Origin of the sequence: Pseudomonas paraeruginosa, assembly GCF_003025345.2 — a bacterium.
Taxonomy (GTDB): domain Bacteria; phylum Pseudomonadota; class Gammaproteobacteria; order Pseudomonadales; family Pseudomonadaceae; genus Pseudomonas; species Pseudomonas paraeruginosa.
Map to the genome: position 1 here is coordinate 161,615 of NZ_CP020560.1, position 18,275 is coordinate 179,889.

The 18,275-nt window shown below is 69.3% G+C and carries 16 protein-coding genes; 13 read left to right on the forward strand and 3 right to left on the reverse strand.

The features are described 5' to 3' along the window. Positions 1 to 113 precede the first annotated feature (113 nt). Positions 114 to 1,679 carry an alkyl hydroperoxide reductase subunit F gene (gene ahpF, locus B7D75_RS00755; protein WP_107113645.1) on the forward strand — a complete coding sequence of 522 codons (1,566 nt, stop codon included), beginning with the start codon at positions 114 to 116 and terminating at the stop codon, positions 1,677 to 1,679. A gap of 72 nt (positions 1,680 to 1,751) precedes the next feature. On the opposite strand, the gene ppk2 is transcribed toward ahpF, so the two are convergent. Beyond that, positions 1,752 to 2,648: a polyphosphate kinase 2 gene (gene ppk2 / locus B7D75_RS00760; RefSeq protein ID WP_079383537.1), complete on the reverse strand. Its 897-nt coding sequence runs from the start codon at positions 2,646 to 2,648 to the stop codon at positions 1,752 to 1,754. 454 nt (positions 2,649 to 3,102) lie between these two features. Here ppk2 and B7D75_RS00765 point away from each other — a divergent pair, with 454 nt between their 5' ends. Both B7D75_RS00765 and B7D75_RS00770 read left to right on the forward strand, forming a co-directional pair. After that, entirely contained in the window at positions 3,103 to 4,452 is a 1,350-nt protein-coding gene (locus B7D75_RS00765; RefSeq protein WP_034083087.1) for an 8-oxoguanine deaminase, read from the forward strand. 107 nt (positions 4,453 to 4,559) lie between these two features. Then, complete coding sequence (locus tag B7D75_RS00770; protein WP_053813190.1) at positions 4,560 to 5,612, forward strand: nucleoside hydrolase; 1,053 nt, start codon at positions 4,560 to 4,562, stop codon at positions 5,610 to 5,612. A 14-nt stretch (positions 5,613 to 5,626) separates the two neighbouring features. Here B7D75_RS00770 and B7D75_RS00775 read toward each other — a convergent pair whose 3' ends face one another. Then, entirely contained in the window at positions 5,627 to 6,250 is a 624-nt protein-coding gene (locus B7D75_RS00775; RefSeq protein WP_107113646.1) for a nucleoside 2-deoxyribosyltransferase, read from the reverse strand. A gap of 124 nt (positions 6,251 to 6,374) precedes the next feature. Continuing rightward, entirely contained in the window at positions 6,375 to 6,893 is a 519-nt protein-coding gene (locus B7D75_RS00780; protein WP_053816485.1) for a nucleoside 2-deoxyribosyltransferase, read from the reverse strand. Between the two features lie 237 nt (positions 6,894 to 7,130). On the opposite strand from B7D75_RS00780, the gene B7D75_RS00785 reads away from it, so the two are divergent. From B7D75_RS00785 to B7D75_RS00835, 10 genes are all read left to right on the forward strand, one after another. Beyond that, entirely contained in the window at positions 7,131 to 8,228 is a 1,098-nt protein-coding gene (locus tag B7D75_RS00785; RefSeq protein ID WP_058130006.1) for a BMP family ABC transporter substrate-binding protein, read from the forward strand. A 72-nt stretch (positions 8,229 to 8,300) separates the two neighbouring features. Next, a complete protein-coding gene (locus B7D75_RS00790) occupies positions 8,301 to 9,263 on the forward strand; it encodes an isopenicillin N synthase family dioxygenase (RefSeq protein ID WP_053816486.1) in 963 nt (320 codons plus the stop codon). Between the two features lie 104 nt (positions 9,264 to 9,367). Beyond that, the gene (locus B7D75_RS00795) at positions 9,368 to 10,318 is read left to right on the forward strand and encodes an adenosine deaminase (protein ID WP_107113647.1); all 951 of its coding nucleotides are present in this window, start codon (positions 9,368 to 9,370) and stop codon (positions 10,316 to 10,318) included. Positions 10,319 to 10,497: 179 nt separating this feature from the next. Continuing rightward, positions 10,498 to 11,043, forward strand: coding sequence for an RNA polymerase sigma factor (locus tag B7D75_RS00800; protein WP_074197231.1), 546 nt, complete (start codon positions 10,498 to 10,500; stop codon positions 11,041 to 11,043). Continuing rightward, positions 11,040 to 12,035 (forward strand): FecR family protein, encoded by a 996-nt coding sequence (locus B7D75_RS00805; protein WP_107113648.1) that lies wholly within the window; start codon positions 11,040 to 11,042, stop codon positions 12,033 to 12,035. Before B7D75_RS00800 ends, B7D75_RS00805 begins: the two co-directional genes overlap by 4 nt. A 146-nt stretch (positions 12,036 to 12,181) precedes the next feature. Further along, positions 12,182 to 14,569 (forward strand): TonB-dependent siderophore receptor, encoded by a 2,388-nt coding sequence (locus B7D75_RS00810; RefSeq protein ID WP_107113649.1) that lies wholly within the window; start codon positions 12,182 to 12,184, stop codon positions 14,567 to 14,569. A gap of 181 nt (positions 14,570 to 14,750) precedes the next feature. Next, positions 14,751 to 15,668, forward strand: a complete 918-nt coding sequence (gene pcaQ / locus B7D75_RS00815) for a pca operon transcription factor PcaQ (protein WP_003155604.1) — start codon at positions 14,751 to 14,753, stop codon at positions 15,666 to 15,668. Between the two features lie 134 nt (positions 15,669 to 15,802). After that, a complete protein-coding gene (gene pcaH / locus B7D75_RS00820) occupies positions 15,803 to 16,522 on the forward strand; it encodes a protocatechuate 3,4-dioxygenase subunit beta (protein ID WP_003155602.1) in 720 nt (239 codons plus the stop codon). Between the two features lie 10 nt (positions 16,523 to 16,532). After that, entirely contained in the window at positions 16,533 to 17,138 is a 606-nt protein-coding gene (gene pcaG / locus B7D75_RS00825; protein WP_058130010.1) for a protocatechuate 3,4-dioxygenase subunit alpha, read from the forward strand. A 218-nt stretch (positions 17,139 to 17,356) separates the two neighbouring features. Beyond that, complete coding sequence (locus tag B7D75_RS00835; protein ID WP_003155598.1) at positions 17,357 to 18,196, forward strand: IclR family transcriptional regulator domain-containing protein; 840 nt, start codon at positions 17,357 to 17,359, stop codon at positions 18,194 to 18,196. The last annotated feature ends 79 nt before the right edge of the window (positions 18,197 to 18,275 follow it).

Here is an 18,275-nt window from a genome sequence, read left to right on the forward strand (position 1 = left end):
TCCGGCGGACGATCCTTCCCGGATCGTCCGTCCTTCACCCAGCCAACGCGCCGTGCAGGGCGGATGTTCCATCCGCCGGGGACCCGTTTGCCCGAATTTCGAGGAGCTGAACCATGTTGGACGCCAATCTTAAAGCCCAGTTGAAGGCCTACCTGGAAAAGGTCAGCCAGCCGTTCGAGATCGTTGCGTCCCTCGATGACAGCGACAAATCCCGCGAGCTGCTGGGCCTGCTGCAAGACATCGTCGGCCTGACCGACAAGATCACCCTGAAGACCGACGGCAGCGATGCGCGCAAACCGTCGTTCTCGCTGAACCGCCCGGGTGCGGACATCGGCCTGCGCTTCGCCGGTATCCCCATGGGCCACGAATTCACCTCGCTGGTGCTGGCCCTGCTGCAGGTAGGCGGCCATCCCACCAAGCTCGACGCGGAGGTGATCGAGCAGGTCAAGGGCATCGAGGGCACCTTCGAGTTCGAAACCTACTTCTCGCTGTCCTGCCAGAACTGCCCGGACGTGGTCCAGGCGCTGAACCTGATGGCCGTGCTCAACCCGAACATCCGTCACGTCGCCATCGACGGCGCGCTGTTCCAGGATGAGGTCGAGGCGCGCCAGATCATGTCGGTGCCGAGCATCTACCTCAACGGCGAAGTCTTCGGCCAGGGCCGCATGGGCGTGGAAGAGATCCTCGCCAAGATCGACACCGGCGCCGCCGCCCGCGACGCCGAGAAGCTGACCGCCCGCGACGCCTTCGACGTGCTGGTGGTCGGCGGTGGCCCGGCCGGCGCCGCGGCGGCGATCTACGCCGCGCGCAAGGGCATTCGCACCGGCGTCGCCGCCGAGCGCTTCGGCGGCCAGGTGCTGGACACCATGGCCATCGAGAACTTCATCTCGGTGCAGGAGACCGAAGGGCCGAAGCTGGCGCGGGCGCTGGAAGAGCACGTGCGTCACTACGAGGTCGACATCATGAACCTGCAGCGCGCCAGCAAGCTGGTGCCGGCGAAGAACGCCGGCGAGCTGCACGAAGTGCAGTTCGAGAGCGGCGGCAGCCTCAAGGCCAGGAGCCTGATCCTCGCCACCGGCGCCCGCTGGCGCGAAATGGGCGTGCCCGGCGAGCAGGAGTACAAGGCCAAGGGCGTGTGCTTCTGCCCGCACTGCGACGGCCCGCTGTTCAAGGGCAAGCGCGTGGCGGTGATCGGCGGCGGCAACTCCGGCGTCGAGGCGGCCATCGACCTGGCCGGCATCGTCGCCCACGTGACCCTGCTGGAATTCGACAGCAAGTTGCGCGCCGACGCCGTGCTGCAACGCAAGCTCTACAGCCTGCCGAACGTCGAGGTGATCACCAGCGCCCTGACCAGCGAAGTGAAGGGCGACGGCCAGAAAGTCACCGGCCTGGTGTACAAGGACCGCAACTCCGAGGAGTTCAAGTCGATCGAGCTGGAAGGCATCTTCGTGCAGATCGGCCTGCTGCCCAACACCGAGTGGCTCAAGGGCAGCGTCGAGCTGTCGCCGCGCGGCGAGATCATCGTCGACGCCCGTGGCGAGACCTCGCTGCCCGGGATCTTCGCCGCCGGCGACGTGACCACGGTGCCGTACAAGCAGATCGTGATCGCCGTGGGCGAGGGCGCCAAGGCTTCGCTGAGCGCCTTCGACCACCTGATCCGGACCTCCGCCCCGGAGTGATCCCCCTGTCGAAAGCGGAACGCCCGGAGCGCGACAGCGCCCCGGGCGTTTTCATTGGCGCGACCGCCGGCCTCAGGCCGGGATATCCAGGTTCGCGTGGCCCGGCGCGGCGGCCGCCTCGGCGTAGACCTTCTCGTCTTCCTCGATCACCCGCGAGGCCGGTCCCACCAGCAACGGGTCGGGCTCATGGGCGATGCGCCGGTCCTTGCCCGGGTAGTCCAGCGCGTGCAGGAAGTGGCGGATGCAGTTGAGTCGCGCGCGCTTCTTGTCGTCGGACTTGATCACCGTCCACGGCGCGTCGGCGGTGTCGGTATGGAAGAACATCGCCTGCTTGGCGGCGGTGTAGTCGTCCCACTTGTCCAGCGACTTGATGTCGATGGGCGACAGCTTCCAGTGCTTGAGCGGATCGTCGCGGCGCGAGATGAAGCGCCGCAGTTGCTCCTCGCGGCTCACCGAGAACCAGTACTTGAACAGCAGGATGCCGCTGTTGGTGAGCATGCGCTCCAGCTCCGGCGCCTGGCGCATGAACTCCAGGTATTGCAGCGGCGAGCAGAAGCCCATGACCCGCTCGACGCCGGCGCGGTTGTACCAGGAGCGGTCGAAGAAGACCATCTCGCCGGCGGTGGGCAGATGTTGGATGTAGCGCTGGAAATACCACTGGCCCTGCTCCTGGGAGGAGGGTTTCTCCAGGGCGACGATCCGCGCGCCGCGCGGGTTCAGGTGTTCCATGAAGCGCTTGATGGTGCCGCCCTTGCCGGCGGCGTCGCGGCCTTCGAACAGGACCACCACGCGCTGGCCGGTGTCCTTCACCCAGCTCTGCACCTTGAGCAGCTCGATCTGCAGGTCGTGCTTGGCCTTCTCGTACTCGTTGCGGCGCATCCGCGTGTGATAGGGATAGTTCGCCGGCAGGCTCGCCGAGGTGCTGTCCTCGCTGCTGCCGTGGGGCGCACTGGCGACCTGCAGGGCCACCGGCTTCTGGCTGATCGCCTGGATCTCCTCGCGAGCCTTCTGCGCCGGGCTGGCCACCCGCGGGCGGCGGGTCGCCGGCTTGCGCGGGGCGCGGCGGGCGGCGGGTCGGGCCGGCTTGGCCGGCTGCGCGGCGGGTTGCTCGGGGGAGGGGGGACTGACAGTGGGTTCTTCGCTCATGCGGGGCTCCTTCCGTTCTACGTTTTCAGCTATGCAGTCCCCCACTCTATGCCCCTGCCGGGGGGCGTCCGTTGACCCCCATCAAACCGCGCCCGGCCGCCGCCGGGAGGAAAGCCTTACACCTCTCCAGAAATCCCTTGTAGGATATCGCCACGCGCGCGGCATCCCGTCGCCCCGCGGACCTGGATCAGCAGACAGGGTGAACACTGAGCTGGCTCTCATCAACCGAGGGCCGGCAGCGTTCGCGCCGGCCCGCCGATCCGACGAAGGTCCGCACATGTCCCGCACCTGGATTCGCAACCCCCTCGCCATCTTCACCGCCAACGGCCTCGACGCCGCCGGCGGCCTGGTCGTCGAAGACGGCCGCATCGTCGAGCTGCTCGGCGCCGGCCAGCACCCCGCGCAACCCTGCGCCAGCCAGTTCGACGCCAGCCAGCACGTGGTCCTGCCGGGGCTGATCAATACCCATCACCACTTCTACCAGACCCTCACCCGCGCCTGGGCGCCAGTGGTCAACCAGCCGCTGTTCCCCTGGCTGAAGACCCTCTACCCGGTCTGGGCGCGGCTGACCCCGGAGAAACTCGAACTGGCCACCAAGGTGGCGCTGGCCGAGCTGCTGCTGTCCGGCTGTACCACCGCTGCCGACCACCACTACCTGTTCCCCGGCGGTCTCGAACAGGCCATCGACGTGCAGGCCGGGGTGGTCGAGGAGCTGGGCATGCGCGCCATGCTCACTCGTGGCTCGATGAGCCTCGGCGAGAAGGACGGCGGCTTGCCGCCGCAGCAGACGGTGCAGGAAGCCGAGACCATCCTCGCCGACAGCGAGCGACTGATCGCCCGCTACCACCAGCGCGGCGAGGGCGCCCGCGTGCAGATCGCCCTGGCGCCCTGCTCGCCGTTCTCGGTGACCCCGGAGATCATGCGCGCCAGCGCCGAGCTGGCGGCGCGCCACGACGTGCGCCTGCACACCCACCTGGCGGAGACCCTCGACGAGGAAGACTTCTGCCTGCAGCGCTTCGGCCTGCGCACCGTGGACTACCTGGACAGCGTCGGCTGGCTCGGCCCGCGCACCTGGCTGGCCCACGGCATCCACTTCAACGCCGAGGAGATCCGCCGGCTCGGCGAGGCGGGCACCGGTATCTGCCATTGCCCGAGTTCGAACATGCGCCTGGCCTCGGGCATCTGCCCGACCATGGAGCTGGAGGCGGCCGGCGCGCCGATCGGCCTGGGGGTCGACGGCTCGGCCTCCAACGACGCCTCGAACATGATCCTCGAGGCGCGCCAGGCCCTGTACCTGCAACGCCTGCGCTACGGCGCCGAGCGGATCACCCCGGCGCTCGCCCTGGGCTGGGCCACCCGTGGCTCGGCACGCCTGCTCGGGCGCAGCGACATCGGCGAGCTGGCCCCCGGCAAGCAGGCCGACCTGGCCATGTTCAAGCTCGACGAGCTGCGCTTCTCGGGCAGCCACGACCCGCTCTCGGCGCTGCTGCTGTGCGCCGCCGATCGCGCCGACCGGGTAATGGTGGGCGGCACCTGGCGAGTGGTCGACGGTGCCGTGGAGGGCCTCGACCTGGCCGCGCTGATCGCTCGCCACCGCGCGGCGGCGAGCGCGCTGATCGCCGGTTGACGCGGTTGCCGACGGAGGAAGCGCTACGCTTCCTCTGTCGGTTTGCATAGGTCGGCGCGTGGCCCGCGACTGGCTAGACTGTGGCATTCCCACCAGGAGCCGCCCCCATGTCACGCGCCGCCCGCCCCCGCAACCGCTTTTGCCGCCTGCTGCTAGGACTCGCCCTGCTGATGCCCGCCAGCCTTCCCCTCGCCGCCGCCGAAACGGCCGCGCCGCAATCGCCGCGGACCCTGATCATCGACACCGATCCGGGCGCCGACGACGTGATTGCCCTGCTGTTCGCCATGGCCTCGCCGAAGGAACTGAAGATCCAGGCGCTGACCACCGTCGCCGGCAACGTGCCGCTGGAAAAGACCGCGCGCAACGCCCGCCTGGCCCGCGAGTGGGGCAAGCGCCCGGACATCCCGGTCTACGCCGGCGCCCCGCGGCCGCTGCTGCGCACGCCGATCTACGCCGCCGACGTGCATGGCAGCGAAGGCATCAGCGGCGTCGAGGTGCATGAGCCGAAGCAGCCGCTGGCCGAAGGCAACGCCGTGGACTACCTGATCCGCACCCTGCGCGCGGCGCCGGAGAAGAGCGTGACCCTGGCCATGCTCGGCCCGGAGACCAACCTCGCGCTGGCCCTGACCCAGGCCCCGGACATCGTCAAGGGTATCCGCGAGATCGTGATCATGGGCGGCGCCCACTTCAACGGCGGCAACATCACCCCGGCCGCCGAATTCAACATCTTCGCCGATCCGCACGCGGCGGAGATCGTGCTCAAGAGCGGGGCGCCGATCACCATGCTGCCGCTCGACGTGACCCACAAGATCCTCACCAGCCCCGAGCGCATCGCCAGGCTGCGCAACCTCGGCAACCGGGCCGGCAAGACCGTCGCCGACATCCTCGACGCCTACGTCCAGTACGACATCAAGTACTACGGCCTGGAGGGCGGCCCGGTGCACGACGCCACGGTGGTCGCCTACCTGCTCGAGCCCTCGCTGTTCAAGGGCAAGCGGATCAACGTGCAGGTCGACAGCCGCGAGGGCATCACCTTCGGCCAGACCGTGGCCGACTGGTACGGCGGCCTCAAGCAGCCGGCCAACGTCAACTGGATCAACGAGGGCGACGCCCAGGGTTTCTTCGACCTGCTCGCCGAGCGTATCGCCCGCCTGCCCTGAGTCTTTCGGCCGGCTCAGCCGTGGTGCCCGGCGAGTTGGCGCAGGGCCTGCTCGGCGTCGCCGACGACTAGCGTTGCCGGCACCGCCAGCATCAGGTTGAGCGGCAGGCCGAACTCTTCCAGGGCCATGCCGTCGCGGTCGCGGCTCGGGTCCTGGCCGACCAGCGCGGGAGCGTGGCGGCGGATTCGTTCGGCGTAGCTGCCGGCGTCGTCGACGTAGCCATAGACCGGCTTGCCGAGGGCGGTGGCGTAGCCGACCTCGAAGGCGGTGCCGCTGTCGGGCTCGGCGCCGCGGAAGAAGTTCAGGTTGGCCAGCACCGCGTCGGCGCGTTCGATCAGGCCGAGATTGGCGCGGTAGATCCAGGCCGCCTGTTCACGCGGATCGGCGATGCGCTTCGGCAAGGCGTTGTCCAGCGGGTAGAGGCCCTCGAAGCCGTAGCGTGCGCAGAGCGCCTTGAGCGCTTCGCCGTGGGCGACGGCGTCGGCGCGGAACACGTCGGGGCCGGCCAGGTAGAGTTTGCGCGGCCTGGTCGCGGCGCCGGCCGGCGCCAGGCCGGCGAACAGGGCGCCGGCGGGCAGCAGCAGGGCCGCCAGGCGCAGGAAGCTGCGACGGCTGCTGGAACCCTTGGATCGGCTCATCGGATGTTCTCCTGGAGGCCGGCCTCCCGGATGGGGCCGCTGTTGTCCTGGATTATGGCCGGCAAGCGGCGGGCCGGGCGGCGTCTATCTGCCAGCAGCTAGGCGACGGTTTTCCCGCCGCGCTTCAGGTGTTCCGGCCGAGATCCTCGGCGAGACGCAGCAGGGCCTCGCGCGGGCCGCCCGCGACCAGCCGCGAAGGCACCGCCAGCATCAGGTTCAATGGCAGGCCGAAACCCTCCAGTTGCCAGCCGTCGCGGTCCACGCCGGGGCGCTCGCCGAGCCATTCCGGGGCCAGCCGGGCGAGACGCTCGGCGTAGGCGCCGGCATCGTCGAGATAGGCGTAGACCGGCTTGCCCAGGGCCAGGGCGTAGCCGACCTCGAAGGCGGTGCCGCTGTCCGGCTCGCTGCCGCGGAACGGGTCGAGGTTGGCCAGCACGCAGTCGGCGCGCTCGATCAGGCCGACATTGGCGCGGTAGATCCAGGCGGCCTGGGCGGCCGGCTCGCGGATGTCGGTGGGCAGGGCGTGGTCGAGCGGGTAGAGGCCGACGAAGCCGAACTCGGCGCAGAGCGCCTTGAGGGTTTCGCCGTGGGCCTCGGCGTCGGGGCGGAAGACGTCCGGCCCGGCCAGGTAGATCGCGGTCATCGCGTGCGTGCCTTGTTACGGAAAGCCAGCGCCCATGGTAGGCCATCGTGGCGGCGCCGGCATGCACCAGGCGATGGCGCGCTGCACCGTCCTGCAGCCGCGCCGGCATGGCGCGGCACGCAGAAGCGCGGGCTTGAGCGGAGTTGTCCGGGTGGTCAGGTAATTGCATCGGCGGGCGGGCTGAACGCGAAGCCACGCCCGATGGCCAACCCTGCACTCACCGGAGCACACCCATCCATGAAACACCGTCGCACGCAATCCCGCATGTCCGTCCTGCGCCGCCTTGCCGCCGTCCTCGGCCTCGGCGCCTGCGCTCTCGCCGCCGAGGCCGCCGAACCACTGAAGGTCGGCTTCGTCTATGTCGGCCCGGTCGGCGACCACGGCTGGACCTACCAGCACGAACTGGGCCGCCGCGAACTGGTGGAGCACTTCGGCGACAAGGTGAAGACCAGCTTCGTCGAGAACGTCGCCGAGGGCGCCGACGCCGAGCGGGTCATCCGCAACCTGGCGAAAGACGGCTACGGCCTGGTCTTCACCACCTCCTTCGGCTACATGAACCCCACCGCCAAGGTGGCCCGGCAGTTTCCCAGGGTGACCTTCGAGCACGCCACCGGCTACAAGCGCGACAGGAACCTCGGCACCTACCTGTCGCGCTCCTACGAGGGCCGCTACGTCGGCGGCTTCCTCGCGGCGAAGATGACCCGCAGCCACAAGATCGGCTACATCGCCTCGTTTCCGATTCCCGAGGTGATCCGCGACATCAACGCGATCCGGCTGGCGCTGGACAAATACGACCCGCAGGCCGAGCTCAAGGTGATGTGGGTGAACACCTGGTTCGATCCGGGCAAGGAGGCCGACGCGGCCAACGCGCTGATCGACCAGGGCGTCGACGTGGTGTTCCAGCACACCGATAGCCCGGCGCCGATCCAGGCCGCCGAGCGTCGCGGGGTATACGCCGTGGGCTACGCCTCGGACATGCAGCACTTCGGGCCGAAGACCGTGCTCACCTCGATCGTCAACGACTGGGGCCCGCACTATATCCGCTCGGCCCAGGCGGTGATGGACGGCACCTGGAAATCCGAGGACTTCTGGGGCGGCCTGGCCGAGAGCACGGTGGTCCTGCCGCTGAACCAGGAGGTGCTGCCGGCGCCGGTGCGGGAAGAGGCGGGCAGGCTGATCGAGTCGATCCGCAGCGGCGCCTTCCATCCCTTCACCGGGCCGATCCGCGACCAGTCCGGCAAGGAGCGTTTCGCCGCCGGCGTCAGCGCGACCAATGCCGATCTGGCGTCGATGAACTATTACGTGGAAGGCATCAAGGCCGACCTGCCGAAGTGAACCCTGGCCTCGTATGAGACAAGTCGCCGAGCGCAGGCACTTTCCGTACAGGGCCCATCGAGGAGAGCGCGATTGGACCGTCTACCCATCATCGACATCGCCCCGCTCTACGGCGCCGACCGCGGCGCCTGGAACGACGTGGCGCGGCGGATCGACCAGGCCTGCCGCGAGTGGGGCTTCTTCTATATCGCCGGACACCCGTTGCCGGCCGCGCGCTTCGAAGCCCTGCTGGCGGCGGCGCGGGAGTTCTTCGCGCTGCCCGTCGAAGAGAAGCTGAAGATCGATATCACCCGCAGCCGCAACCATCGCGGCTACGGCGCGATCGCCACCGAGCAGCTCGACCCGGCGTTGCCCAGCGACTTCAAGGAAACCTTCGACATGGCCCTGCACCTGCCGGCGGAGCATCCGGACGTGGGCGCCGGCACGTCCTTCTACGGGCCCAACCGGCACCCCGACCTGCCCGGCTGGGAGGCGCTGCTGGAGGGGCATTACGCCGACATGCTGGCGCTGGCCCGTACCGTGCTGCGCGCCCTGGCCATCGCCCTGGGGATCGAGGAGGACTTCTTCGACCGCCGCTTCGAGCAGCCGGTCAGCGTGTTCCGCCTGATCCACTATCCGCCGGCCGCCGACCGGCAGAGCGCCGACCAGCCCGGCGCCGGCGCGCACACCGACTACGGCTGCGTGACCCTGCTCTACCAGGACGCCGCCGGCGGCCTGCAAGTGCAGAACCGCCAGGGCGAATGGATCGACGCGCCGCCGATCGACGGCACCTTCGTGGTTAACATCGGCGACATGATGGCGCGCTGGAGCAACGACCGTTATCGCTCGACCCCGCACCGGGTGCTCAGCCCGCGCGGAGTGGACCGTTATTCCATGCCGTTCTTCGCCGAGCCGCACAGGGACACCGAGATCCGCTGCCTGCCGGGCTGTTTCGACGCGGACAATCCGCCGAGGTACCCGCCGACCACCTGCGGCGAGTGGCTGACCTCGCGCTTCGCCCAGACCTATGCCTATCGGCGCGGCGAAACGGCCTGAGCCGCCCGTCGCGCGCGGGAGCGGCTCGCGGGTTTGCCGCGGGCCTGACTCCCGGGACAGGTTAAACTTGCCGGCCAAGACCAGCCTGATCGAGAACCCACCCCATGTACGAATGGCTCAACGCCTTGCCCAAGGCCGAACTGCACCTGCACCTGGAAGGTACCCTGGAGCCGGAACTGCTGTTCGCCCTCGCCGAGCGCAACCACATCGCCCTGCCCTGGAACGACGTCGAGACCCTGCGTAAGGCCTACGCCTTCAACAACCTGCAGGAATTCCTCGACCTCTACTACGCTGGCGCCGACGTGCTGCGCAGCGAGCAGGACTTCTACGACCTGACCTGGGCCTACCTGCAGAAGTGCAAGGCGCAGAACGTGGTCCACGTCGAGCCGTTCTTCGACCCGCAGACCCACACCGACCGCGGCATTCCCTTCGAGGTGGTGCTCGCCGGCATCCGTGCCGCGCTGCGTGACGGCGAGAAGCAGCTGGGCATCCGCCACGGGCTGATCCTCAGCTTCCTCCGCCACCTCAGCGAGGAAGAGGCACAGAAAACCCTCGACCAGGCCCTGCCGTTCCGCGACGCCTTCGTCGCCGTAGGCCTCGACAGCTCGGAAGTCGGGCATCCGCCGCGCAAGTTCCAGCGCGTCTTCGACCGCGCCCGCAGCGAAGGCTTCCTCACCGTCGCCCACGCCGGCGAGGAGGGGCCGCCCGAGTACATCTGGGAAGCCCTCGACCTGCTCAAGGTCGAGCGCATCGACCACGGCGTGCGCGCCTTCGAGGACGAACGGCTGATGCGGCGGCTGATCGACGAGCAGATCCCGCTGACCGTTTGCCCGCTGTCCAACACCAAGCTCTGCGTGTTCGACGACATGAGCCAGCACACCATCCTCGACATGCTCAAGCGTGGCGTGAAGGTGACGGTGAATTCCGACGACCCGGCCTACTTCGGCGGCTATGTCACCGAGAACTTCCACGCCTTGCAGCAGAGCCTGGGAATGACCGAGGAACAGGCCAGGCGCCTGGCGCAGAACAGCCTGGATGCGCGCCTGGTGAAGTGAGGGCCGGCGGGGTTCCACCGGGCGTTTCGTCGTCACCGGCTTCTCGGCATTGATGATAAGCATTATCATTTGAGGGTCTGCTCAGCATCCCCATGGCGCCGTTCCGGCGCCGGCTTTCGTGCAGCCGTCCCTCACCGATGTCCGACCGCGACCTACCCTCCGGCCCGCGCCCGGATGCCTTGCCGGCAGACGGCGAGGCGGCGCGCCGCGCGGATCTGCTCAAGGCCTTCCTGGCCCAGCGCCAGCGCATGGAAAGCCTGGTCAGGCGCCGGGTCGGCTGCCGGGCGACCGCCGCCGACCTGGTCCAGGAGCTGTTCCTGCGCTTCTGGCGGCGCCCGGCCGCCCCGGTGGAGGAGCTTGGCAGCTATCTGCTGCGCAGCGCGCGCAACCTGGCCATCGACCACTTGCGTGGCGAGGGCTCGCGGCAGCGGCAGCTGGACGACTGGCTGCCGGAGCAACGCCAGGGCGAGCCGGTCGGTCCCGAGCAGGCGCTCGAGGCCGGCGACCAGTGGCGGCGGGTCGAAGCCGCTCTGCGCGACCTGCCCGAGCGGACCCGGCGGATCTTCCTGCTCAACCGCATCCATGGTCGCACCTACGCGGAGATCGCCCGGGCCATGCAGTTGTCCCAAAGCGCCGTGGAAAAACATATGATGCGCGCCCTCGACGCCTGCAAGGCGAGCCTGGCCGGCCCGGCCGGCGAGCAGACCCGGAGCGCCCAGCCATGACCCGAACCGACAGCGACGCCACGCCCTGCGATCCGGCCCTGGAGCAGACCGCCCAGGCCTGGCTGGTGCGCCTGCGCGGCACATCCGACGTGGCCATCCGGCGGGCTTTCGAGGATTGGCTGGCGCAGCGCCCCGAGCATGCCCAGGCCTACGCCCGCGCCGAGACGCTCTGGCGCCTGACCGAGATGCCGGCGACCCGGCTGGCCCTGGAAGAGGCCGACGCCCTGGAGATCTACCTGCGGCCGCGGCGGGCGCCGCGCAACCCACGGCGCTGGGCTTACCCGCTGGCCAGCGTGGCCTGCCTGCTGGCGATGCTCTGGCTGGGCGGCTGGTGGCAGCCCGGCGACTGGCTGCAGGACTGGCGCGCCGACTATGTCGCGGCGCCGGGGCAGGTCGCCGAATGGAAGCTGGCCGATGGTTCCTACCTGAGCCTTGACGCCGGCAGCGCGGTGCGCGTGCGTATCGACGGTGGCCAGCGGCGGGTCGAACTGCTGCGTGGCGCCGTGGCGTTGCGAGTGAAGCGCGACGCGCTGCCATTCGTGGTCGAGGCCGGCGAGGGCAGGGCGCGGGTGCTGGGCACCGAGTTCGAAGTCCGTCGCGGCGCCGGGGCGACCCGCGTCACCGTGCTGCAAGGGCGGGTCGCGGTGAGCGCCGGCACGGGCGCGGGCGCCGCCGAGGAAGTGCTGGGCGCCGGCCAGCAGGTCGGCTTCGCCGACGGCGAGCTGGGCCGGCCCGTGGCCGTCGACGCCGCCGCCGCGCTGGCCTGGCGCCAGGGCTGGCTGAGCTTCTACCGGCAGCCGCTGGCGGAAGTGCTCGACGAACTCGCTCGCTACTACCCCGGCCGCATTCTCCTGCTCGACGACGCGCTCGGCCGCCAGCCGGTCAGCGGCAGCTTCCGCAGCGACGATCCCGAAGCCGCGCTGAAGTCGCTGCAGGCGGTACTCGGCTATCGCCAGCAGATCCTGTTCGGACGCCTGGCGGTGATCCGCTGACGACGGCCCCGGTCCGTTCGGGTGCCGGAATTTTTCCCGGCGACGAATTTTTTGCGCCGCGGGGTGAGGTAAAACCATCGCCGCTTCGTGTAGTGCTCATGACCGCGATTGATTCGCATTGGAAAAGCGACCGACACGAGCAACCCATGACCCCGTTCCCGCGCTTCGCCCTACGTACCCTCCCCGCCCTGTTCCTCAGCCTCGGCTGTCTGGCCACCACATCTCAGGCCGCCGAGACGGTGCGCTACCGCTTCAGCCAGGCCGCCGCACCGCTGGCCCGGGCGCTCGACGCGTTCAGCCGGGCCAGCGGGCAGACGCTGCTCTACACCGCCGAACTGCCGCCGCAGGCGACCGCGCCGGCGTTGCACGGCTCGCTGGGCGCGGAGGAGGCGCTGCAACGCCTGCTGCAGGGCAGCGGCCTGCGCGCGCGGCGGGTCGACGAGCGGACCCTGACCCTGGAGCCGATCCCCGCCAGCGGCGCGCTCGACCTCGATGCCACCACGGTGTCCGCCGCCGCTCCGGCGCAGGGCTACCGGCCGGCGGCCAGCGCCTCGATCAGCCGCGGCGATGCGCCGGTGCTGGAAATCCCCCAGGCGATCAGCGTGGTTCCGGCACAGGTGCTGCAGGACCAGCGTCCGCGCAACCTTGACGACGCGCTGGGCAACATCAGTGGCATCACCCAGGCCAACACCCTCGGCGGTACCCAGGACGCGGTGATGAAGCGCGGCTTCGGCGACAACCGCGACGGCTCGATCATGCGCGACGGCATGCCCTCGGTGCAGGGCCGCAACTTCACCGCCACCGCCGACCACGTCGAGGTGCTGAAGGGGCCGGCATCCCTGCTCTATGGCATCCAGGACCCGGGCGGGGTGGTCAACGTGGTCAGCAGGAAGCCGCAGTTGCAGCAAGCCAACGCCCTGACCCTGCGCGGCTCGGCCTACGCCCACGGGCGCAACGGCGGCGGCGGCCAGCTGGACTCCACCGGCCCGCTGGGCGACAGCGGACTGGCCTACCGGATGATCCTCGATCATGAGGACGAGGATTACTGGCGCGACTTCGGCAAGAGCCGCGAGACGCTGGTGGCGCCCTCGCTGGCCTGGTACGGCGAGGACACGACGGTCAACCTGAGCTACGAGCACCGCGAGTTCACCACGCCGTTCGACCGCGGCACGGCCATCGACCCGCGCACCAACCGCCCGCTGGACATCCCGCGCAGCCGGCGCCTGGACGAGCCCTTCAACATCACCGAGGGCCGCTCCGACCTGACCCGCCTGGACCTCGAACGCCAGCTCGACGACAGCTGGAAGGCCCACTTCGGCTACGGCTACAGTCGCGAGACCTACGACGACAACCAGGCCCGGGTGATGGCCGTGAACGCCGACGGCACCCTGACCCGGCGCATGGACGGCACCCACGGCGCGGTCAGCAGCGACAGCTTCGCCACCCTCGGCCTGAGCGGCGCGCTGCAACTGGCCGGGATGCGGCACGACCTGCAGTTCGGCATGGACCACGAGAAGCGCAAGATCTTCCGCGCCGACCTGCTGCGCGACAGCAGGACCAGCCGCTTCGACTACCTCGACCCGGTCTACGGCCAGGTGGTGCCGTCGACCCGGGTGGTCGCCGGCGACAGCGACCAGACCGACAAGCTGCGCAGCGACTCGTTGTACCTCCAGGATTCGATCCACCTGGACGACCGCTGGATCCTAGTCGGCGGCGCGCGCTACCAGATCTACGACCAGCTCGCCGGGCGCGGCCGGCCGTTCAACGCCAACACCGACATCAATGGGCAGAAGTGGGTGCCGCGCGGCGGCCTGGTCTATCGCCTGAGCGACGAGGTCTCGCTGTACGGCAGCTACACGCGCTCGTTCAAGCCGAACTCGACCATCGCCCCGCTGAGCACCGGCGAGACCATCGATTCGGCGATCCTGCCGGAGGAGGCGACCTCCTGGGAGCTGGGCGCCAAGCTGGATGTGCCGGGGCGTCTCAGCGGCACCCTGGCGCTGTTCGACATCCGCAAGAAGAACGTGCTGGTCAACGAACTCGACGGCGCCGGCAACAGCAGCGTGCGCGCCGCCGGCCGGGTCCGCTCGCGCGGCCTGGAACTGGACCTCACCGGCCAGCTCAGCGAACGCTGGAGCCTGATCGGCAGCTACGCCTGGCTCGACGCGGAAGTCACCGAGGACCCGACCCTGGAGGGCAAGCGCCTGCAGAACGTGGCGCGCAACACCGCGTCGCTGTCGGCGGTCTACGAACTCGGCGAGGTCCTCGGCGGCGACCGCCTGCGCCTGGGCGGCGGCGCGCGCTACGTCGGCGAACGCCCGGGCGACCCGGGCAATTCCTTCGACCTGCCGTCCTATACCGTGGCCGATGCCTTCGCCAGCTACGACACCCGCTTCGGCGGCCACGGGGTGAAGTTCCAGCTCAACGTGAAGAACCTGTTCGACCGCACCTACTATCCCTCCAGCGCCAACCGTCTGTACGTGGCGATGGGCGAGCCGCGGCAGTTCCAGGTGTCGACGACGGTGGAGTTCTGAGTCGGGGATCCCTCCAGGGGGGCTCCTGGACGACGGGAGGCAGGCCCGCCGCCCTCCCCCCACGCCCTGGCTAGGGAGAGGGATGCGGACGGCCCCCGGGCACTACCTCGCCAAACGCCACCTCGTCCCCAGCCTGCCCGTTGGGTACCATGCCCGCACCACTCGCCGCCACGGCCGCCCCATGAACCTCGACAACCGCATCAAGTTCCGCCACCTCGCCTGCTTCCTCGAAGTCGCCCGCCAGCGCAGCTTCGCCAAGGCGGCGGACGCCGTGGCGGTGTCGCAGCCGGCGATCTCCAAGACCCTCAAGGAACTGGAGGAAATCCTCGGCGCGCGTCTGTTCGAGCGGAGCAAGGCCGGCGTCGAGCTGACCGAGGCGGGCGTGACCTTCCTGCGCTATGCCGGCCCCTGCGTGCAGGCCCTGCGCGATGGGGTGAACACCCTGCGGGGCCACGAGGCGCAGGTGGAGACGGTGCGCGTCGGCGTGCTCTCGACGGTGGAAAGCCTGGTGGTGCCCGAGGTGCTCCGCCGCCTGCACCGGCGCCACCGCGCGCTGGTGGTCAGCGTCGCCACCGGGCCCAGCGCCTACCTGCTGGCGCAGCTGAAGGTCGGCGAGCTGGACCTGGTGGTCGGGCGGATGACCGACAGCCCGGAAATCCAGGGCCTGACCTTCGAGCACCTGTACAGCGAGTCGATGATGCTGGTGGTGCGCCCCGGCCATCCGTTGCTCGCCGCACCGCTCCGCGACCCGCAGCGGCTGGCCGACTTCCCGCTGGTGCTGCCGCTGGCCGGCACCACCATCCGCCGCCATGCCGACAGCCTGTTCGTGCAGTGTGGCATCCCGCTCGCCGGGCAGCGCCTGGAGACACTCTCGCCGACCCTCAGCCGCAGCTACGTGCTGCGCAGCGAGGCGATCTGGGTGGCGCCGCGCGACGCGGTGCGCCTGGACGTCGGCAACGGCGAGCTGGTCGAACTGGACCTGGGCATCCGCGAGCCGGGCGGTTCGGTCGGGCTGTGTCACAACGCGGCCCTGCCATTGCCGCTGGGGGCGCAGTGGTTCAGCGTGGTGCTGCGCGAGGTGGCCGCCGAGCTGCACTGATTTCGCATAACCAAACGGTTATGTGTCTGGCCGGATAATTCACTGTCCCCGTCCCGCTTCCTGCGCAAGACTTCCCTCTCCATGCCTGAATCCACAAGCCTGGCGACCGACAATGCGAATAACAGGAGCCTGACATGCACGACGCCGAGAATCGTCGTTTCGTCATCCGTGACCGAAACTGGCACCCCAAAGCGCTGACCCCCGACTACAAGACCTCCGTGCCGCGCTCGCCGAGCCAGGCGCTGGTGAGCATTCCGCAATCGCTCTCGGAAACCAGCGGGCCGGACTTCTCCCATCTCAAGCTGGGCCGACACGACAACGACCTGCTGCTCAACTTCGACCACGGCGGCCTGCCCCAGGGCGAGCGGATCATCATGTTCGGCCGGGTCTTCGACCAGTACGGCAAGCCGGTCCCGCATACCCTGGTGGAGATGTGGCAGGCCAACGCCGGCGGACGCTACCGGCACAAGAACGACCGCTACCTGGCGCCGCTCGATCCGAACTTCGGCGGTGTCGGCCGGACCCTCACCGACAGCGAGGGCAACTACTACTTCCGCACCATCAAGCCCGGTCCCTATCCCTGGCGCAACGGCCCCAACGACTGGCGTCCGGCGCACATCCACGTGTCCGTGAGCGGCCCGGCGATCGCCACGCGGCTGATCACCCAGATGTACTTCGAGGGCGACCCGCTGATCCCCAGGTGCCCGATCATCCGTACCCTTGCCGACCCGGAGGCGGCGCAGAGCCTGATCGGCCGGCTCGACATGAGCATGGCCAATCCGATGGATTGCCTGGCCTACCGCTTCGACATCGTCCTGCGCGGGCAGCGCAGGACCTTCTTCGAGAACGCCTGAGGAGCCGACCATGAGCCACGAACTGCTGCGGGAAACCCCTTCCCAGACCGCCGGCCCCTACGTCCACATCGGCCTGGCGCTGGCCGCCGCCGGCAACCCGACCCGCGACCTGGAGATCTGGAACCGCATGGCCCGCGAGGACGCGCCGGGCCAGCACATCCTCCTGCTCGGCCACGTCTACGACGGCAACGGCCACCTGGTCCGCGATTCCTTCCTGGAGTTCTGGCAGGCCGACAGCGAGGGCCGCTACCAGGAACGCTACGACCCGGAACAGCCCTTCAACAGCTTCGGCCGCACCGCCACCACCTTCGACGCCGGCGAGTGGACGCTGCACACGGTCAAGCCGGGGGTGGTGCGCAATGCCCAGGGCGTACCGATGGCGCCGCACATCAACGTGGCGCTGTTCGCCCGCGGCATCAACATCCACCTGCACACCCGCCTGTACTTCGACGACGAGGCCGAGGCCAACGCCGCCTGCCCGGTGCTCAACCTGATCGAGCAGGCGCCGCGGCGGGACACCCTGGTGGCGCGGCGCTGCGAGGTGAACGGGCAGCTCGCCTACCGCTTCGACATCCATATCCAGGGCGATAACGAGACGGTGTTCTTCGACTTCTAGCGGTACCGGTCGCGCGCAGGACGCGCGGGGGAGGAGAGGCGCCCTTGCCGGAGCGGCAAGGGCGTTACCCAGAACCCGCCGATGGGTACCTGACATTACTCCCGGAGGGCGATGGGTAGCCCGACAGTACTACAGTCGGAGCCACCAGGGTCAATTGCGATTACCGCACCACTGTTCGATAATCGGCTCGTTTACCCGTGAAGCGAGCGCAAATCTCCATGAGCGAACACCCGGAACATCCCGCCACCCTGGCGCCGCCGAGCGTCCTCTCGCCGGCCAGGCGCATCGCGGCCTTCACCGGCGATCCCAACTTCATGACCTCGCTGGCCCGCGGCCTGGCGGTGATCCATGCGTTCCAGGAGCGCAAGCGGCACCTGACCATCGCCCAGATCAGCCACCGCACCGAGATTCCTCGCGCCGCCGTGCGCCGCTGCCTGCATACGCTGATGCAGCTCGGCTACGCGACCACCGACGGGCGCACCTACTCGCTGTTGCCGAAGGTGCTCACCCTGGGGCACGCCTACCTGTCCTCGACGCCGCTGGCGATCACCGCGCAGCCGATCCTCGACCGCCTCAGCGAGCAGCTCCACGAAGCCTGCTCGATGGCCACCCTGGAAGGCGACGACGTGCTCTACATCGCTCGCTCGGCGACGCCGCAGCGGCTGATCTCGGTGGACCTCAACGTCGGCAGCCGGCTGCCCGCCTACTGCACCTCGATGGGGCGCATCCTCCTCGCCGCGCTGGACGACGACGCGCTGCACGGCTACCTCGGCGAGGTGGAGATGCAGGCCAAGACCAGCCGCACCCTCTATACCCCGGATACCCTGTTGCCGTGCCTGATGGATATCCGTCGCCAGGGTTGGTGCATCGTCGACCAGGAGCTGGAGGTCGGCCTGCGCTCGCTGGCGGTGCCGGTGCGCGATTCCGCCGGCCACGTACTCGCCGCGCTGAACGTCGGCACCCATGCCGGCCGGGTTTCCCGCGCCGAGCTGGAAAACCGCTTCCTGCCGTTGTTGCTGGAGGCCAGCCGCGAGTTGAGCGCGCGCCTGTTCAGCTGACGCCTGTAGCGAACCCCTCCACAAGTTTGGAAAAGGAACCCCCGCTTCCATCTGATAGTCGCAATCCTTGGGGACGCGG